Origin of the sequence: Mycolicibacterium frederiksbergense (genome assembly GCF_012223425.1) — a bacterium.
Classification (GTDB): Bacteria; Actinomycetota; Actinomycetes; order Mycobacteriales; family Mycobacteriaceae; genus Mycobacterium; species Mycobacterium frederiksbergense.
Genome location: NZ_CP038799.1, coordinates 3,390,651 through 3,405,092 on the forward strand (window position 1 = coordinate 3,390,651; position 14,442 = coordinate 3,405,092).

At 65.8% G+C, this 14,442-nt stretch carries 16 protein-coding genes; 6 read left to right on the forward strand and 10 right to left on the reverse strand.

All coding sequences use genetic code 11. The features are described from left to right. Positions 1-74 precede the first annotated feature (74 nt). Positions 75-803, forward strand: coding sequence for a response regulator transcription factor (locus EXE63_RS19370; protein WP_105365193.1), 729 nt, complete (start codon positions 75-77; stop codon positions 801-803). A gap of 78 nt (positions 804-881) precedes the next feature. Further along, entirely contained in the window at positions 882-2,300 is a 1,419-nt protein-coding gene (locus tag EXE63_RS19375) for a sensor histidine kinase (RefSeq protein WP_168145661.1), read from the forward strand. Here the strand turns inward: EXE63_RS19375 and EXE63_RS19380 are convergent. Next, the gene (locus tag EXE63_RS19380; protein ID WP_168143258.1) at positions 2,288-2,692 is read right to left on the reverse strand and encodes an HIT family protein; all 405 of its coding nucleotides are present in this window, start codon (positions 2,690-2,692) and stop codon (positions 2,288-2,290) included. The genes EXE63_RS19375 and EXE63_RS19380 overlap by 13 nt on opposite strands. 179 nt (positions 2,693-2,871) lie before the next feature. On the opposite strand from EXE63_RS19380, the gene EXE63_RS19385 reads away from it, so the two are divergent. After that, positions 2,872-3,828, forward strand: a complete 957-nt coding sequence (locus EXE63_RS19385) for an acyl-ACP desaturase (RefSeq protein ID WP_436277568.1) — start codon at positions 2,872-2,874, stop codon at positions 3,826-3,828. A gap of 5 nt (positions 3,829-3,833) precedes the next feature. Here the strand turns inward: EXE63_RS19385 and EXE63_RS19390 are convergent, their stop codons facing one another. From EXE63_RS19390 to EXE63_RS19430, 9 genes are all read right to left on the reverse strand, one after another. Then, entirely contained in the window at positions 3,834-4,682 is an 849-nt protein-coding gene (locus tag EXE63_RS19390) for an SDR family NAD(P)-dependent oxidoreductase (RefSeq protein WP_168143260.1), read from the reverse strand. A gap of 4 nt (positions 4,683-4,686) precedes the next feature. Next, positions 4,687-5,115, reverse strand: coding sequence for a nuclear transport factor 2 family protein (locus tag EXE63_RS19395; RefSeq protein ID WP_168143261.1), 429 nt, complete (start codon positions 5,113-5,115; stop codon positions 4,687-4,689). 6 nt (positions 5,116-5,121) lie between these two features. After that, a complete protein-coding gene (locus EXE63_RS19400) occupies positions 5,122-6,252 on the reverse strand; it encodes an NDMA-dependent alcohol dehydrogenase (protein ID WP_105365220.1) in 1,131 nt (376 codons plus the stop codon). A 97-nt stretch (positions 6,253-6,349) separates the two neighbouring features. After that, a complete protein-coding gene (locus EXE63_RS19405) occupies positions 6,350-6,889 on the reverse strand; it encodes a nuclear transport factor 2-like protein (protein WP_168143262.1) in 540 nt (179 codons plus the stop codon). 12 nt (positions 6,890-6,901) lie between these two features. Then, positions 6,902-7,108, reverse strand: a complete 207-nt coding sequence (locus EXE63_RS19410) for a ferredoxin (protein WP_168143263.1) — start codon at positions 7,106-7,108, stop codon at positions 6,902-6,904. A 4-nt stretch (positions 7,109-7,112) separates the two neighbouring features. Further along, the gene (locus tag EXE63_RS19415; RefSeq protein ID WP_168143264.1) at positions 7,113-8,471 is read right to left on the reverse strand and encodes a lanosterol 14-alpha demethylase; all 1,359 of its coding nucleotides are present in this window, start codon (positions 8,469-8,471) and stop codon (positions 7,113-7,115) included. Then, on the reverse strand, positions 8,468-9,292 hold the full coding sequence (locus tag EXE63_RS19420) for an SDR family oxidoreductase (RefSeq protein ID WP_168143265.1): 825 nt from the start codon (positions 9,290-9,292) through the stop codon (positions 8,468-8,470). Before EXE63_RS19420 ends, EXE63_RS19415 begins: the two co-directional genes overlap by 4 nt. Positions 9,293-9,304: 12 nt before the next feature. Further along, positions 9,305-10,507, reverse strand: a complete 1,203-nt coding sequence (locus EXE63_RS19425) for a cytochrome P450 (protein ID WP_168143266.1) — start codon at positions 10,505-10,507, stop codon at positions 9,305-9,307. Further along, the gene (locus EXE63_RS19430) at positions 10,504-11,115 is read right to left on the reverse strand and encodes a TetR family transcriptional regulator (RefSeq protein ID WP_168143267.1); all 612 of its coding nucleotides are present in this window, start codon (positions 11,113-11,115) and stop codon (positions 10,504-10,506) included. Before EXE63_RS19430 ends, EXE63_RS19425 begins: the two co-directional genes overlap by 4 nt. A 197-nt stretch (positions 11,116-11,312) precedes the next feature. On the opposite strand from EXE63_RS19430, the gene EXE63_RS19435 reads away from it, so the two are divergent. From EXE63_RS19435 to EXE63_RS19445, 3 genes are read left to right on the forward strand one after another with little or no spacing between them, the layout of a single operon-like run. Then, positions 11,313-12,779: an aldehyde dehydrogenase gene (locus EXE63_RS19435; protein WP_168143268.1), complete on the forward strand. Its 1,467-nt coding sequence runs from the start codon at positions 11,313-11,315 to the stop codon at positions 12,777-12,779. A gap of 52 nt (positions 12,780-12,831) precedes the next feature. Beyond that, positions 12,832-13,593, forward strand: coding sequence for an SDR family oxidoreductase (locus EXE63_RS19440; protein WP_057167781.1), 762 nt, complete (start codon positions 12,832-12,834; stop codon positions 13,591-13,593). After that, positions 13,590-14,441, forward strand: coding sequence for an NAD(P)-dependent oxidoreductase (locus EXE63_RS19445; RefSeq protein WP_168143269.1), 852 nt, complete (start codon positions 13,590-13,592; stop codon positions 14,439-14,441). Before EXE63_RS19440 ends, EXE63_RS19445 begins: the two co-directional genes overlap by 4 nt. The last annotated feature ends 1 nt before the right edge of the window (position 14,442 follow it).

Below are 14,442 nucleotides of genomic sequence, written 5' to 3' on the forward strand. Positions count from 1 at the left end.
CGCCCGACCGCATTCTCAGCAAGTTCACAACTACTACGCAGCTTGGCTTCATCCAGAGGGAGGACTGTGTAGGAATGGCAATGGCGGCAATATCGGAATCAGCGGACAGCATCCCCGAGGCGCGGGTGCTCGTCGTCGACGACGAGACCAATATCGTCGAACTGCTGTCGGTGAGTCTGAAGTTCCAGGGTTTCGAGGTGCACACCGCCTCCAGCGGCACCGATGCGCTGGACAAGGCCCGCGAGATCCGGCCCGACGCGGTGATCCTGGACGTGATGATGCCCGGTATGGACGGGTTCGGGGTGCTGCGCCGGATGCGGGCCGACGGTATCGACGCACCGGCACTGTTCCTCACCGCCCGCGACAACCTGCAGGACAAGATCACCGGCCTCACCCTCGGCGGTGACGACTATGTCACCAAGCCGTTCAGCCTCGAAGAGGTGGTGGCGCGGCTGCGGGTCATCCTGCGCCGCGTCGGCCGCGGCGTCGAAGAACCCCGCAATGCCCGGCTGTCGTTCGCCGATATCGAACTCGACGAGGAGACCCACGAGGTGTGGAAGGCCGGCGAACCGGTGTCGCTGTCGCCCACCGAGTTCACCCTGCTCCGGTACTTCGTCATCAACGCGGGCACCGTGCTGAGCAAGCCGAAGATCCTCGACCACGTGTGGCGCTACGACTTCGGCGGTGACGTCAACGTCGTCGAGTCCTACGTCTCCTATCTGCGCCGCAAGATCGACACCGGTGACAGACGACTGCTGCACACGCTGCGGGGCGTGGGCTACGTCCTGCGTGAACCGCGCTAGTCGCGGGGGATGACCAAGGGTCACGTCGGCGAGCGAAGCGACGGGGGAAACCGTCCGGGCGAGCGAAGCGACGGGGGAATGCTGCGCGGGGTTCCGCTCCGGGTCGGTTTGGTCGCGGCCACCCTGGTCCTGGTGGGACTGGGCCTGCTGGCGTCCGGCGTGGCGGTCACGTCGCTGATGCGGCACACCGAGATTCAGCGCATCGACCAGACGCTGCTGGAGGCATCGGGTGGCTGGGCGCGAGCGCCGATGATGACCCCGACGCACACGCCCGATCCGAGCCCGGCCTATCCGCCGTCGAACTTCTACGTGCGTGGCACCGACGCCGACGGCAGCGTCCGGCTGGCCGTCAAGAACGGGGTGTCCGACCCGGTGTTGCCCGCGAACAACGATGTCGGCCCGAACCCGGTGACCGTCGGCTCCGATGATGCCTCGGAGGTGGAGTGGCGGGCGGTGACGGTGCGTGGCCCCGACGGTGAGCTGACCACCGTCGCCATCGATCTGACCGAGGTCGAATCCACCATGCGGGCCCTGATCTGGTCGCAGTTCGCCATCGGGGCGGCTGTGCTTCTGGTGCTCGGCGTGGTCGGCTACGCGGTGGTGCGGCGCAGCCTGCGCCCACTCGCCGAAGTGGAGCAGACCGCCGCCGCGATAGCCGCCGGCGAGCTGGATCGCCGTGTGCCGCAACGTGATCCGCGCACCGAGGTGGGGCGGCTGTCGCTGGCGCTGAACGGGATGCTGGCGCAGATACAGCGCGCGATGGCGTCCTCGGCGCAGTCGGCGGAAATGGCACGCGAATCGGAGGAACGCATGCGGCGTTTCGTCGGCGATGCCAGCCATGATCTGCGGACCCCGCTGACCACCATCCGCGGCTATGCCGAGCTGTACCGCCAGGGTGCGGCCCGCGATACCGACATGCTGATGGGGCGCATCGAGAGTGAGGCCGGTCGGATGGGCCTGCTCGTTGAGGATCTGCTGCTGCTGGCCCGCCTGGATGAACAGCGTCCGCTCGACCAGCGCCGGGTGGATCTGCTGGCGCTGGCCAGCGATGCGGTGCACGATGCGCAGACGGTGGCGCCGGAGCGCAAGATTCGGATGGAGGTGTTCGACGGCCCGGGCACCCCCGAGGTGCTGGGGGACGAGGCCAGGCTGCGCCAGGTGTTCAGCAATCTGATGTCCAATGCGGTGCAACACACCCCGACGTCGGCCGGTATCACGGTCCGGGTGGGCACCGACGAGGACAACGCGGTGCTGGAGGTGTGCGATGAAGGACCCGGCATGAATGCCGAGGACGCCCAACGGGTTTTCGAGCGCTTCTACCGCGCCGACTCCTCGCGGACCCGCGCCAGCGGAGGGTTCGGATTGGGCCTGTCGATTGTCGACTCGCTGGTCGACGCCCACGGCGGTGCGGTATCGGTGGACACCGCACCGGGGCAGGGCTGCCGGTTCCGGGTCAGCCTGCCCAGAATCGTGGACGCGGCGGCTCAGTCCAGCTGAGCCAGCGCGGCCCTGATCTTGGCCTGTGCCTCGTCCAGGGACTCCGGTGACGGATCACGGTCGACGCCGGCGAACCCGAAATCGCTGAGGTTGCGGGCCGGGAACACATGCACATGCAGGTGCGGCACCTCCAGGCCGGCGATGATCACACCGGCGCGCTCGGCGTCGAAGGCCGCGCACACCGCCTTGCCGATCCGCTGAGCGACGGCCATCACCCGGCCGAACAGGGCGGGGTCGAGTTCCTGCCAGTTGTCCACCTCGGCGCGCGGCACGACCAGCGTGTGGCCCTGAGTCATCGGCTCGATCGTCAGGAACGCGACGATCTCGTCGTCCTCGTACACGAATCGACCAGGGATATCGCCGTTGATGATCATGGTGAATACGGTCGCCATGTGGTCGAGCATAGGCGGGTCGCTCAGCCAATTCACGGCCGCGCCATTTATGCTGATCTTGACCGCCACCTCGGCGCACTCCGCAGAAACCGACGTGCTGGAGCCACAACTCGGTGATCCGTAGCCCTCAGCGGCGACTTGGACGATTCCGACGGGATGTTTGGCTCATGCAGAAACCGATGGCAGATGCCGTGCTGTTGCACGAGCTTGAATCGATTGCCGAGGACAACGTCAACCGGCATCTGGCCACCACCAAGGACTGGTACCCGCACGACTATGTGCCGTGGCAGGAGGGCCGCAATTTCGCGGCCACCGGCGGCGCGGACTGGGAACCCGGGCAGTCCTCGCTCGGCGAGGTGGCGCGCGCGGCGATGATCACCAATCTGCTGACCGAGGACAACCTGCCGTCCTACCACCGCCAGGCCGCGGGCAGTTTCTCCCAGGACGGTCCGTGGGGTGCGTGGGTGAACCGTTGGACCGCCGAGGAGAACCGGCACGGTATCGCCATCCGCGACTATCTGGTGGTCACCCGCGCGGTGGATCTGGCTGCGCTGGAACGGGCCCGCATGGAGCATGTGACGAACGGTTTCGCGGCGACCAAAGAAGAACTGTCCAAATATGATTCGGACTTCCTGATGTCCGTCGCCTATGTGACGTTCCAGGAACTGGCCACCCGGGTGAGCCACCGCAACACCGGAAGGGTCTGCGACGACCCGATCGCGGATCGGCTGCTGAGCCGGATCGCAGCTGACGAGAACCTGCACATGATCTTTTACCGCAATATTTGTGATGCGGCTCTTGACCTTTCACCCGACCAGACACTGGATGCGGTGGCAGCCGTCGTGGAGAACTTCCGGATGCCCGGGCAGGGCATGCCCGACTTCCGGCGGAACGGGGTGATCATGGCCAAGCACGGAATCTACGATCTGCGTCAGCACCTGGACGAGGTGGTGGTGCCGGTGCTGCGCAAATGGCGGATCTTCGATCGCACGGATTTCAGCGCCCACGGCGAGGCCCGCCGCGACCAGTTGGCGGCCTTCCTGGAGGGCCTGGCCGTCAATGTGGTCCGGTTCGAGGAACAGCGCGATCGGTTGCTCGCCAGGGAGGCGGCCCGGCGCGAGTTGCGGGTCGGCTGAGCGGGCTACCGCGTGCCGATCAGCCCGTGCACTTCTTCGACGGTGTACGGCGCGGTGTCGTGGTGGTCGCGGTAGCCGATGAAACCCGGTGCCGGGCGGGCGAACTCGCCGACGAATCCGCCCGCGGCGATGAAGATCCGGCCGGTGACGTCCATGGCCAGATCGCTGGCCAGATACGCGTAGGTTGGGGCGACGTATTCGGGCGGCCCGGCGTCCAGTGCACCCGCCAGGCTGGCGTCGTCGAGTAGCCCCCGGCGGTTGAGGTCGGTGACGTGCTGTTCGTAGTCGGCACCGGTCGACAGCCGAGTCCTGGCACCGGGGCAGACCACGTTGGCCCGCACGTTGTGGGCCTTGAGTTCGGCCGCGACGGCCAGGGTGAGGCCGTTGACGCCGCCCTTGCCCGCCGGGTAGCCGGTGCCTCCGTAGTCACCGAGGAAGGCGAACGAGCTGGTGTTGACGATCGCCCCGGAACGCTGCCGCACCATATGCGGAGCGGCCGCCCTGGCGACCTCGAACGCGGTGAGCAGATGGGCGTCGAGCAACTCTCGGAACTCGGCACTGGTCGCATTCACGATCGAGGAGCCGGCCGGTTCGGCGGTCCCCGCGCAGTTGATCAGGATGTCGATGCTGCCGAATTCGGCCACACAGGCGTCGACCAGCGCATCGGCGACCTGTGGGTCGGCCGGCGAGCCGGCCTGACCGATACCCGAAACACGTTGTGCGGCTTCGTGCACCGCATCCGGGTCGCGACCGTTGACCACCACCCGCGCCCCCTGGGCGGCGAGCAGTTCGGCGACCGCGAGCCCGATACCGCGGGTGCCGCCGACCACGACCGCGGCGCGGCCGGCGAGCAATCCACTAATCGGCTTTCTCTCCCTCGGCGAATGTCATCGCGTCCATGTTCCAGTAGCCGCGCAAGTTCGTGATCAGCCCGGCGTCATCGACCCGGTAGGTGAACACGCCGCGCACGGTGGCGGTGAAGCCGTTCGGAAACTCGGTGCGCAGCACCAGGATGTAGGCGATCTCGGTCGGCGAGCTGGACGGGAACGTCTCCTCACAGGTGACCGTCAGGGTATTGGGGCCGATGTTCGCGTCGTAGAACGCGGCCAGTGCCTCCTTGCCCCGCACCCCGGTGCCGTCCGGGTTGGTGACGGCCTCACCGATGGGGTCTTCGACGACGATGTCCTCCGACATCAGCGCCAGCCACCCCTCCCGGTCACCGGATTGCACGCAGCGCCACGAGTTCTGAGACGCTGCGACAACCGGTGCCAATACCGTTTCGGTCATGACTGGCTACCGGTCCGCGTCGGTGTAGCGGATGACGCCGCGGATGTTGCGGCCCTCCAGCATGTCCTTGTAGCCGTCGTTGATCTGCTCCAGCTTGTACTGGCGGGTGACCATGTCGTCGAGGTTGAGACGCCCGGCCTTGTACATCGACAGCAACTGCGGGATGTCGTGATGCGGGTTGCCGCCACCGAAGATGGTGCCCTGCAGGTTCTTCTGCAGCAGGGTCAGCATCGACAGGTTCAGCGTCACATCGGACTTGGCCATGTTGGCGACCGCGGTCACCACGCACGTGCCACCCTTGGCGGTGATGTTGAGGTAGTTGTCGATCTCCTCGCCGTGCAGCTCACCGGTGGTGATGATGGTCTTGGAGGCCATGCGGCCCGCAGTGACCTCGGCGACGCCCGCCATCGCGGCGAAGATGTCGGGGTAGGCGTGGGTGGCGCCGAACTTCAAGGCCTGGTCGCGCTTCCACTCGACCGGGTCGACGGCGAAGATGTTGCGGGCGCCGGCGTTCAGCGCACCCTGCAGTGCACCCATGCCGACGCCGCCGATACCGGCGATGACGACGTCGTCGCCCGGGCGGACGTTCGCGCTGCGCACGGCGGAGCCATAGCCGGTGGTGACGCCGCAGCCCACGAGGCAGGCGACCTCGAACGGGATGGACGGATCGATCTTCACCACGGAGCTCTTGTGCACCACCATGTACGGGCTGAAGGTTCCCAGCAGCGTCATCGGGATCACGGGGGCGCCGTCGGCGGTGTGGATGCGGTGGGTGTTGTCCGAGACGGCGGTGCCCTGCAGCAGCATGGCCCCCAGGTCGCAGAGGTTGCGCAGGCCCGCCTGACACGACGGACACGCACCGCAGGACGGGATGAAGGAGAGCACCACGTGATCGCCGGGCTCGAGGCCTTCGACCCCGGGGCCGACCTCGGTGATGATCCCGGCGCCCTCGTGGCCGCCGAGCACCGGGAAGCCGGCCATCGGAATGTCGCCGGTCACCAGGTGGTGATCCGAGTGGCACATCCCCGAGGCTTCCATCTGGATCTTGACCTCGTCCTTCACGGGGTCGCCGATCTCGATCTCCTCGATCGCCCAGGGCTGGTTGAACTCCCTGATGAGAGCGCCTTTGGTCTTCATCCGCATGTGCCTTCCACTAGAGCTTCGATGCCCCCAGACTAGAGCCATTAGTTACGTGCGTCACAGCCACCCCCAAGCAACTGCTTGGCCGGGTTTTTCACCAGATGGGGACGGGTGCCTGACCCAGCGGGTAGTAGCCCGGGAGTTTCTCGCCGGCCATCGACCGCTCGATGCGCTTCTGCATGGTGGGCGTGAGGTCACCGGACTCGATGAGCTTCAGGAAGGCCTTCTGCACGTGCCCGAAGTCGAAGAAATCCCGCTGCCATTCGATGAGGAGCTGATCGTTGAGCCGGAACCAGCTGCCGCCGATCCCGTAGATCTCATCGCTGGTGCCGTCGCTCTTGTTGGCGATCTGCTTCCAGAAGCCGACGATCTCGTTCTGCTTCTCGTCGATGAGAGTTTTCTGGTACTCGTAGACCCAGTTCTCCAGACCCTCCATCTCCAGGCCGAGCGCGACATCGCGGATCTCGTCGCGGTTGACGCACATGACGTCTTCCTTGGGGCCGATGTTCCAGCCGTAGGTGGCGTCCTCGGTGTAGAAGTCCGCCAACGGTTTCCAGTCACCAGCCGCCTCGGCATCCTGGTTGGCCTTGAGCCAGCGGGCGACCCAGTCTTCCAATTGTTCGCGTGACGCCATTGTCATTGTCTCCTAGTCTTTTTCGATCAGGGTAAGGGCTCGGGTGGGACACATGTCGATTGCCAGCTCCACGGCATCGCGGAGCTCGTCGGGCGGTTCGGGGTCCAGGATCTCGACGACGCCACGCTTGGGCACCCGGAACACATCCGGGGCCTCCAGCTCGCACATGGCGTGGCCCTGGCACAGGTCCTCGTCGAGTTCTATTCGGTAGCAGCCCACCGAACTAATCCTTCGTACGCTTGCGGTAGCGCACCTTGGCCGGTTGTGCCAGCTGCACGACCATCTTGGAGTGGTCGTTCTGGTAGCTCTCCGGTGGCTGCGACAGTTCGAACTCATACTCGCGCAGCAGAACCGAGAAGATCGCCTTGATCTGCATCTGCGCGAACGCGGCACCGACGCAGCGGTGCTTGCCGGCGCCGAACGGGATCCAGGTCCACCGGTTGATCAGATCTTCCTGGCGGGGCTTCTCATAGCGACTGGGATCGAAGGCATCCGGGTCCGGGAAGTCCTCGGGAATCCGATTGGAGATCGCCGGCGAGGCGGCCACCATCTGGCCCTTGTGGATCGGATGGCCGGCGACCTCGAACTCGTCCTGGGCGACCCGCATCAGGATGATCAGCGGCGGATGCAGGCGCAGTGTCTCCTTGAGTGCGTTGTCGATCTTCGGGATCTGGCGCAGTGCATGGAAACTCACCTCCTGGCCGTCGGCGTAGAGCTCGTCGAGTTCGGTCTGGACTTGGGCGTAGAAGTCGGGATGGCGAAGTAGCTCGATCAGCGTCCACGACGAGGTGCCCGAACTGGTGTGGTGGCCGGCGAACATCAGTGAGATGAACATGCCGGTGACCTCGTTGGCGGTGAAGCGCGGGTTGCCCTCGTCATCCTTGATCGAGACCAGCACATCGAGCAGGTCGCGGTCGCTCTTGTCCGTGGGTGGGTTGGCGATCCGGCCATCCATGATTTCCTGCACCAGCGCAACGAGTTTGACGCGCGACTCGTCGCGGATACGGAAGCTCTCGATGTCCAGGTAGGGGTCGACGTAGCAGAGCGGGTCGGTGCCGCGCTCCAGCTGGTGGTAGTACTGGGCGAAACGGCTGTCGAGCTGCTCGCGGAACTTCAACCCGATGAGGCAGGCCGTCGAGGTGTAGATCGTCAGCTCCGAGAAGAAGTCGAGCAGCTCGATCTCGCCTTCGTCGCCCCAATCGGCGATGACCTTCTTGACCTCGTTCTCGATGGTCGCGGCATGGCCCTTCATCTGCTCACCGCGCAGCGCGGTGTTGTGCAGCATCTCCGCCCGGCGCTCGGGGTCGGCGTCGAACACCACGCCCTCCCCGAAGATCGGGGTCATGAAGGGGTAGGCCTCCGCCTGATTCAGCTCGCTGTCGCTGGAGCGGAAGAAGAACTCGTTCGCCTCGGCGCCGGACAGCAGAACGACCTGCTTGTCGGCGAGCTGGAACCAGCCGGCGTCACCGCATTCGTTGCGGACGCGCCACATCAGACCGATGGGGTCGGTGCGGAATTCCTCCAGGTGACCGTGCTCTTCCGCCTCGCCACCCGAGACGCGTTCCACTTCCTTCAGTGTCATGACGGCATTCCTTCTTCGCCGAGGGCGAGTTTCTGGCGGTCCTTGACGTCGGCCAGTGGAGCCTCGGGCTGCAGTTCCATGTTCGCGATGAAGCCGCCGCGTGGCGTCTCGGCGACAAAAGCGATGGCCCGCGCGAGATCGTCCGCGCGCAGGAAGTAGTCGTGGCGTGCCTGTCCCCACTTGGCCCAGTCCTCAAGTGCAGGACCGATCAGTTCGGCGGGCAGGCTCCAGCCCATGGAGGTCTTGGTCGGTCCCGGATGCACGATCGACGCGCGCACGCCGGTGCCTTCCAGCTCCATCTGATAGTTGTTGACCATCGCCACCAGGGCGGCCTTGGCCGCACCGTAGGCGCCCATATGCGGCCGCTGGCGCAGCGAGACATCGGATCCCACGAAGATCAGGTCGCCGCGGCGGCGCTCGATCATGCCGGGCAGCACCGCGGAGGCCACCCGGTTGGCGCCGACCAGATGGATCTGGATCTGCGAATCGAACTGCTCGGTGCTGATCGAGTCCAGCTTGCCGAAGTAGGTGTCGCCGGCGCCGGCCACCAGTACCTCGATGGCGCCGAGTTCGGAGGTGGTCTGTTCGACCGCGGCCTTCACCGAATCCGGGTCGGTGACGTCGAGGTGCACGGCGATGGCTTCGCCGCCGTCGGCGCGGATCTTGGCGACGATCTCATCGAGCTTCTCCACCCGGCGTGCGCCGAGCGCCACGGGGAAACCGTTGCGGGCGAGTCTGATCGCGGTGGCTTCGCCGATACCGGAGGAAGCACCGGCGACCAGGGCGGGACGACGGTCGGGAAGGGGGTCAAAACGGGGCATGCAGCGGGCCTTTCAGCGGAGCTGGACAGTTATCGGGAGATGAGCGAATCCGCGGACGCTGCTGGAGTGGACGCGGACGGCATTGGCCTCGTCGACCTCATATCCGCGGATTCGCTTGAACAACTCGGTCAGTGCCACCCGGGCCTCCATGCGCGCGAGATGCGCGCCGAGGCAGAAGTGGGCGCCGCTGCCGAAACTCACCAGCTTCGGTCCGATCTCGCGGTCGATGCGGTACTCGTCGGGGTTCTCGAAGACCCGCTCGTCGCGGTTGGCGGAGCCGATCAGCAGCACCAGTACGTCATCCGCGGGGACGACGGTGTCGTAGAACGTGAGGTCTTCGACGACCGCGCGCGCCAGGATCTGGCTGGAGGCGTCATAGCGCAGCGTCTCTTCGACCCACGGGGTGACCAGGTCGTGGTTGTCGAACACCGGGGCCAGCTGGTCGGGGTTCTGGTAGCCCCAATATGCGGCATTGGCAAGGAGTTTGGTGGTGGTCTCGTTGCCCGCGACGACCATCAGGAACAGGAACGCCATGATCTCGTCGTCGGTGAGCTTGTCCCCGTCGATCTCGGCCTCCACCAGTGCCGAGGTCAGATCATCGGAGGTGTGCTTGCGGCGAGAAGCGACCATGTCGGCGTAGTAGACCAGCAGTTCCCCGGACGCCTCGATGGCCGAGGTGGGCACGTCGGCGACACCGTCCTCGCGGTGCATCACCCCGTCGGCGAGGGCTCGGATCCGGACCCGATCCTCGTCCGGCACCCCCATCAGTTCGGAGATGACATCCATCGGCAGCTTGCCCGCGAACTCGTCGACGTAGTCGAACGAGGCGCTCTGCAGTGCCACATCCAGGTGTTGGTGGGCGATCTCGGTGACCCGTCCTTCGAGCTCGCGGATACGCCGCGGGGTGAAGCCCTTGGATACCAGCGTGCGCAGGCGAAGATGGCCGGGATCGTCGAGAGCCAGGAACGACATGACACGGTGGGCTTCGTCGTTGCGGGAGATCGGGTCCAGTGCCACACCGTGCTTGTTGGACAAGGTGACGCTGTTCCGGAAGCCCGCCACCACGTCCTTGTGCCGCGACAGCGCCCAGAAGTTGCGCTCCTCGTTGTGATAGAGCGGGGCTTCGTCGCGCAGGCGCTTGTAGTACGGGTACGGGTCTTCGTGGAAGTCGTAGTCGTAGGGATCGAGGATCGGCGGGGCTGTTTCGAGGCTCAACGGTTTTCTCCGAGCATGAGGCTGACCGAATACGTGAGCCGGTCGGCGATCTGGTGGTAGGTGAACGCGCCGCTGCCGGCGTTGACCAGCGCACCGAAGAACGTCATCTCCAGGGCTGAGACAATTCGGGCGTCGGCGTCGGGGCCGACCGCCGAACGGATGCGTTTGTGGATCTCGGCACCGATGCGGTCGCGGACGGTGCGCACGGCCGGGTCGCTGCCCCCACCCAGCAGGGCGGTGGTGCAGGCGGCGGCGACCTCGGGTTCGTCGGCGACAACCAGGGTCAGGGCGCGTACCGCCTTGTCGACGCGGGTGGTCATCGAGTCGTTGACGTCGGTGAAGTACGGGACTTGCTTCACCAGGTCGAGATAGACCTCGGCGATCAGATGGTTCTTCGACGAGAAGTAGGTGTACGCGGTGGCCGGCGCGACCTTGGCGCGGGCGGCGACGGCGCGCACCGTGAGGTCGGCATAGGACGACTCACGCAGCATCTCGACACCGGCTGCGAGCACCTTGCGGAAGGTTTCTTCCTGACGTCGGTTGCGCGGCGTTCCCACTGGCTCGCCGTCTGGCTGGGCTGTGACGGCAACCACCGAATCGCTGGACACATGTCCAAGTTATCGGAAAGGGTCGGCGATGGGCAAGCGATCCTGCGAAATTGCCAGTACAGATGGGTTGATGACTCATCGGGGTGCTTGGTGCACACGATCGGTCTTGCCACCGCCGCGCGCGTGAGGTTATGGTGCGGTGGATTGTTGTCGGACACTTGTCCAGAGAATATGGGTCACCAAAACCTAGGAGTGGGATGTCGATTCTGGCGGATCGCGAGAGCCGGTTGTTCATAGACGGCAAGCTCGTCGCCGGAAGCGGGGGAACGTTCGAGACGGTCAACCCCGCCACCGAAGAGGTACTGGGTGTTGCGGCCAACGCCGACGAAGCGGACATGAGCGAGGCCATCGGCGCCGCCCGCACCGCCTTCGACGACACCGATTGGTCCACCAACACCGAGCTGAGAGTGCGCTGCCTGCGCCAGCTCCGCGAAGCGATGCAAGCCAACCTGGAGGACCTGCGGGAGCTGACGATCAACGAGGTGGGAGCTCCACGGATGCTGACCTCGGGAGCTCAATTAGAGGGCCCGATCGACGATCTGGCATTCTCCGCCGACACGGCCGAGAACTACGCGTGGCGCTCCGATCTGGGATACGCGACACCGCAGGGTATTCCGACCAATCGCGTCGTCGCCCGGGAAGCCGTCGGTGTCGTCGGCGCCATCACCCCGTGGAACTTCCCGCACCAGATCAACCTGGCCAAGGTGGGTCCGGCGCTGGCCGCCGGCAACACGCTGATCCTCAAGCCCGCCCCGGACACCCCGTGGATGGCCGCGGTGCTCGGCGAGATCATCGCCGAGCACACCGATTTCCCGGCCGGCGTGATCAACATCGTCACCTCCGATGATCACGGTGTCGGTGCGCTGTTGTCCAAAGACCCGCGGGTGGACATGGTGTCGTTCACCGGATCGACCAACACCGGCCGGGCCGTGATGACGGACTCGGCGGTGACCATCAAGAAGGTGTTCCTGGAGCTCGGCGGCAAGTCGGCCTTCATCGTGCTCGACGACGCCGACCTGGGCGGTGCCTGCGCCATGGCGGCCTTTACCGTCGCCATGCACGCCGGGCAGGGCTGTGCGATCACCACCCGGCTGGTCGTTCCGAGGGCCAAGTACGACGAGGCGGTCGAGGCTGCGGCGGCAACGCTCGGCGGTATCAAGCCGGGGGACCCCAACAGCAAGCGCACCGTGTGCGGCCCGGTGATCTCGGCGCGCCAGCGCGATCGCATCCAGGGCTACCTGGACTCCGCGATCGCCGAGGGCGGCCGCTTCGCTTGCGGTGGCGGACGCCCGGACGACATGGAAACCGGTTTCTTCATCGAACCGACCGTCATTGCCGGACTGGACAACTCGGCCAAGGTGTCGCGGGAGGAGATCTTCGGACCGGTGTTGACGGTGATCGCCCACGACGGTGACGACGATGCGGTGCGCATCGCCAACGATTCCCCGTACGGTCTGTCGGGCACGGTGTTCGGCGACGACGACCGCGCCCAGGCCGTGGCGTCCCGGCTCCGGGTGGGCACCGTCAACGTCAACGGGGGTGTCTGGTACTCCGCGGACGCACCGTTCGGCGGCTACAAGCAATCCGGGGTCGGCCGCGAGATGGGTGTGGCCGGCTTCGAGGAATACCTGGAAACCAAACTCATCGCGACCATCGCGACCTAGACACACACTCACACAAACAGCTGCCGGCCTGCCGGCTCGGCGAGAGGAAATCATGGCGCAATATCCGGAATTCAAGGACAAGGTCGGCATCATCACCGGTGCCGGCGGCGGCATCGGTCAGGTGTACGCCGAGGCGCTGGCACGTGAGGGTGCGGCCGTGGTGGTGGCCGATATCAACCTCGAAGGCGCCCAGAAGGTCGCCGACGGTATCAAGGGCGAGGGCGGCAACGCGCTCGCCGTGCGGGTCGACGTGTCCGACCCGGAGTCGGCCAGGGAGATGGCGGCACAGACGCTTTCGGAGTTCGGCGGTATCGACTACCTGGTCAACAACGCGGCCATCTTCGGCGGCATGAAGCTGGACTTCCTGGTCACCGTCGACCCCGAGTACTACCGCAAGTTCATGAGCGTCAACCTCGACGGCGCGCTGTGGTGCACCCGCGCGGTCTACAAGAAGATGGCCAAGCGCGGTGGCGGAGCGATCATCAACCAGTCCTCCACGGCGGCCTGGATGTACGCCAACTTCTACGGTCTGGCCAAGGTCGGTATCAACGGTCTGACCCAGCAGCTGTCCCGTGAACTCGGCGGGCAGAACATCCGCATCAATGCGATCGCGCCCGGACCGATCGACACCGAGGCCAACCGCACCACCACACCGCAGGAGATGGTCGCCGATATCGTGAAGGGAATCCCGCTGTCCCGGATGGGCCAGCCGGAGGATCTCGTCGGCATGTGCCTGTTCCTGTTGTCGGATCAGGCCAAGTGGATCACCGGCCAGATCTACAACGTCGACGGCGGACAGATCATCCGGTCATGAGCGAGCCGAAGCTGGGGTACATCGGTCTGGGTAACCAGGGTGCCCCGATGGCCAAGCGGCTGGCCGACTGGCCGGGCGGGTTGATCGTCTTCGACGTCCGCACCGAGGCGATGACACCGCTGGTGGAACTGGGGGCCTCGCTGGCCGACAGCGTTGCCGATGTCGCCAAGGCCGACGTCATCAGCGTCACGGTGCTCAACGATGCCCAGGTGCGCGACGTGGTGACCCAGCTCGGCGAGCACGCCGCGCCGGGCACCGTCATCGCCATCCACTCCACCATCGAACCCTCGACCGCGCCCGAGCTGGCCGAGCAGCTGCGTCCCAAGGGGATTCACATCGTGGACGCGCCGGTCAGCGGGGGAGCCGGTGCCGCCGACAAAGGTGAGCTGGCCGTCATGGTCGGCGCCGACGAAGAGGCCTACAACACGGTCAAGCCGGTGTTCAAGAAGTGGGCCTCGCTGGTGGTGCGTGCCGGCGAACCGGGTGCGGGCACCCGGATGAAGCTGGCCCGCAACATGTTGACGTTCATCGGGTTCGCCGCGGCCAACGAGGCTCAGTTCCTGGCCCAGGCCGCCGGGATCGATCTGCAGAAGCTGGGCCGGGTGGTCCGGCACAGCGATGCACAGAGCGGCGGGCCCGGCGCGATCATCCTGCGCGACGACATGTCGCCGCTGACACCTGAGCACTGGTTGTTCGACATGTTCACCCACACCCGCGGTCTCGGCGAAAAGGACCTGGCACTGGCCCTCGGGTTGGGCGAGGCTGTGGGAGTGGATCTTCCGTTGGCTGAGGTGGCTTTGCAGCGCCTGGCCGACGGTCTCGGAGTACCGCACACGAAGGAGTGGTGAG

Coding starts and splice junctions, on each gene's coding strand:
- EXE63_RS19405 (WP_168143262.1), bottom strand. CDS start 6,889: ATGGCGTCACGCGAACAATTGGAAGACTGGGTCGCCCGCTGGCTCAAG.
- EXE63_RS19400 (WP_105365220.1), bottom strand. CDS start 6,252: ATGAAGACCAAAGGCGCTCTCATCAGGGAGTTCAACCAGCCCTGGGCG.
- EXE63_RS19445 (WP_168143269.1), top strand. CDS start 13,590: ATGAGCGAGCCGAAGCTGGGGTACATCGGTCTGGGTAACCAGGGTGCC.
- EXE63_RS19380 (WP_168143258.1), bottom strand. CDS start 2,692: ATGGCGACCGTATTCACCATGATCATCAACGGCGATATCCCTGGTCGA.
- EXE63_RS19395 (WP_168143261.1), bottom strand. CDS start 5,115: ATGACCGAAACGGTATTGGCACCGGTTGTCGCAGCGTCTCAGAACTCG.
- EXE63_RS19385 (WP_436277568.1), top strand. CDS start 2,872: ATGGCAGATGCCGTGCTGTTGCACGAGCTTGAATCGATTGCCGAGGAC.
- EXE63_RS19375 (WP_168145661.1), top strand. CDS start 882: ATGCTGCGCGGGGTTCCGCTCCGGGTCGGTTTGGTCGCGGCCACCCTG.
- EXE63_RS19435 (WP_168143268.1), top strand. CDS start 11,313: ATGTCGATTCTGGCGGATCGCGAGAGCCGGTTGTTCATAGACGGCAAG.
- EXE63_RS19415 (WP_168143264.1), bottom strand. CDS start 8,471: ATGACACTGAAGGAAGTGGAACGCGTCTCGGGTGGCGAGGCGGAAGAG.
- EXE63_RS19370 (WP_105365193.1), top strand. CDS start 75: ATGGCAATGGCGGCAATATCGGAATCAGCGGACAGCATCCCCGAGGCG.
- EXE63_RS19420 (WP_168143265.1), bottom strand. CDS start 9,292: ATGCCCCGTTTTGACCCCCTTCCCGACCGTCGTCCCGCCCTGGTCGCC.
- EXE63_RS19440 (WP_057167781.1), top strand. CDS start 12,832: ATGGCGCAATATCCGGAATTCAAGGACAAGGTCGGCATCATCACCGGT.